Origin of the sequence: uncultured Tyzzerella sp., assembly GCF_963558545.1 — a bacterium.
GTDB lineage: Bacteria > Bacillota > Clostridia > Lachnospirales > CAG-274 > Tyzzerella.
On the sequence record NZ_CAUWHO010000099.1, the window covers coordinates 1 to 2740 of the forward strand.

2 protein-coding genes are annotated in these 2740 nt (G+C 25.0%); both read left to right on the forward strand.

Annotation, left to right across the window (positions count from 1 at the left end):
- Positions 1 to 45 precede the first annotated feature (45 nt).
- On the forward strand, positions 46 to 1818 hold the full coding sequence (recJ, locus tag R5Z65_RS09810; protein WP_317368836.1) for a single-stranded-DNA-specific exonuclease RecJ: 1773 nt from the start codon (positions 46 to 48) through the stop codon (positions 1816 to 1818).
- Positions 1819 to 1830: 12 nt separating this feature from the next.
- Entirely contained in the window at positions 1831 to 2346 is a 516-nt protein-coding gene (locus R5Z65_RS09815; RefSeq protein ID WP_317368837.1) for an adenine phosphoribosyltransferase, read from the forward strand.
- The last annotated feature ends 394 nt before the right edge of the window (positions 2347 to 2740 follow it).

The window sequence follows — 2740 nt, forward strand, 5'->3', positions numbered from 1 at the left end:
TATATATTGTTAAAATAAAATTATAATAACAATAAGGAGAAAAAGATGGCTAAATGGACTATTAGAAACCCAAAGGCTAATATACCTAAAATGGTTGAAGAATTTGGAATAAGTGAAATTTTTGCTACAGTTTTAGCTAACCGAGATATTTTAACAAGAAGAAAATTAAACACATATTTATATACAGATGATATGTTTTTTTATAATGCTTTAGATATGAAGGGTATGGAAAAGGCATTTATTAAAGTTATAGATGCTATATCTAAAAATGAATTGATATGTATATATGGGGATTATGATGTAGACGGAGTTACTAGCACAGTTATTTTATATAAGGCTTTAAAAAAAATAGGTGCTAATGTTATTTATTACATACCAGATAGAGAAGAAGAAGGATATGGACTTAACATATCTGCTATAAATGATGTTATAAAAAAAGGCGTTGATATTATATTTACTTGTGATAATGGGATAGCTAGTATACAAGAAGTTGATTATATAAAGGAAAATGATATTTCTATAATTATATTAGACCATCACGAACCAAGATTTTTTGAAGATGATAATAAGAAAATAGAAATATTGCCTAATGCAGATGTTATAATAAATCCTAAACAGACAGAATGTGAATATAAATTTAAGGCTTTATCTGCTGGTGGTATTAGCTATAAGTTTGTACAAGGTCTTTATGAATATATGGAAATAGAAGAAGACCTTAAAGAATATTTAGTTTTTGCATCAATATCTACTGTATGTGATATAGTAGACCTTTTAGATGAAAATAGACTTATTGTAAAAATGGGCCTTGATATATTTAATAATAACAAGCAAATTAACAAAGGACTTTTTGAAATTTTAAAGGTTAATAATATAGATGAAAAGTTAATAAATGAAACAGACTATGGGTTTATTATAGGACCTTGTATAAATGCTAGTGGTCGTCTTGAAAGCGCTTTAAAAGCAGTAGAGCTATTTATAGCAGATAATGATGAAGATATAAAAAAATTAGCACTAGAGTTAATAAATCTTAATACTGAAAGAAAAGAACTAACCCTTAAAGCTGTGGAAGATATATTTTATATGGTGGAAAACTCTAATATAAAAAATGATAAAGTGTTAGTTATATATAATGATAAAATACACGAATCTATAGCAGGGATAGTTGCCGGAAGGATAAAAGAGGCTTACTATAAGCCTACATTTGTTATAACTAAATCCAAAGATGGGGCTAAAGGCTCTGGAAGAAGTATACCTTGTTATAATATGTTTGAAGAACTTTTAAAATGTTCACATTTGCTACAAAAATTTGGTGGTCATAAAATGGCTGCGGGATTATCTTTAACAGAAGAAAATGTAGATAAATTTAGAAAAACTATAAATGAAAATACTACACTAAGTGATGAAGATTTACAAGAAAATATTATTATAGACAAGGCTTTAAAATTTTCTGAAATAACTTTAGATTTAGCTAAAGAACTATATAAAATGAAACCTATTGGTAAAGAAAATAAAGGAGCTATATTTGCTACTAAAAATGTAGAAATAAAAAATATTAGATTTGTTGGTAAAAAAAATAATATAATACAATTAACATTAAATGATAATACATCTAATGTAAGAGCAATAAGTTTTGATGGATATAATAAGTTTTTTGATATATTAAAGAAAAATATGTCTGATGATGATATAGAAAAAATTGTATTAGGAATAAAAAAATATGTTGACTTAAAATTAGATGTGGTATATTCTATTGAAGTAAATATATTTAATGATACAGAAAATGTTCAATTAATTTTAAAAGATTTTAGGCTTTCTTAAAAAGGAGAAGATATTATGGATTTAAAAAATGTAATAAGAACTATACCTGATTATCCAATAGAAGGAGTTTTATTTAGAGATATTACAACTGTTTTAAAGGATAAAGAGGCATTAAAAAAATCTGTTGATGAAATTATAAAAAGTCTTGAAAATATTGAATTTGATTATGTTTTAGGGCCAGAATCTCGTGGGTTTATATTTGCTATGCCTATAGCTTATAATATGAACAAAGGGTTTATTCCTGTTAGAAAAGCAGGCAAATTACCTGCTGAAACTATAAGCAAAGAGTACGACCTTGAATATGGCAGTGCTACTTTGGAAATTCATAAAGATGCTATAAAAAAAGGGGATAAAGTTATTATAGTAGATGATTTATTGGCAACTGGTGGCACTTGTAAAGCTATTATAGAACTTGTAGAAAGTATTGGTGCTGAAGTTGTTAGCCTTAATTTTTTTATAGAATTAGAGGAGCTTAAAGGGAGAGAGCTTTTAGGTGATTATAATATATGCTCTGTTGTAAAATATTAAGAAGTGTAATAATAAAAACCCTTATGTATATTTTATTAAGGGTTTTTATTTATATCAATTAAGATACGACTTATATTTTTAAAGGGGAAATTATATACGGGTGTTTGTATTAATTTTTACGAATAAAAATATATAGGAATATTTGTTTTTGAATACAAAGTATTCAAAAAATTGACTTAAAAGTATTAGTTATTAAGTATTAAAATTAATATTTAAGTAAAAAATATTATAAAAATTAAAAAAATATATTGACATATAAAAAAACATATGATAATATGATTAAGCTGTCAACAAATGGTAAAGCAAAAATATAAAAAAATATAAAAAATATAAAAAAAGGTGTTGACATTAAAAAGTAGTTATGGTAATATAATCAAGTCGCTAAAATAAAGCA

What these genes read in the sequence shown, in the direction of transcription:
- recJ (WP_317368836.1), top strand. Translation starts at nt 46, where the DNA reads ATGGCTAAATGGACTATTAGAAACCCAAAGGCTAATATACCTAAAATG.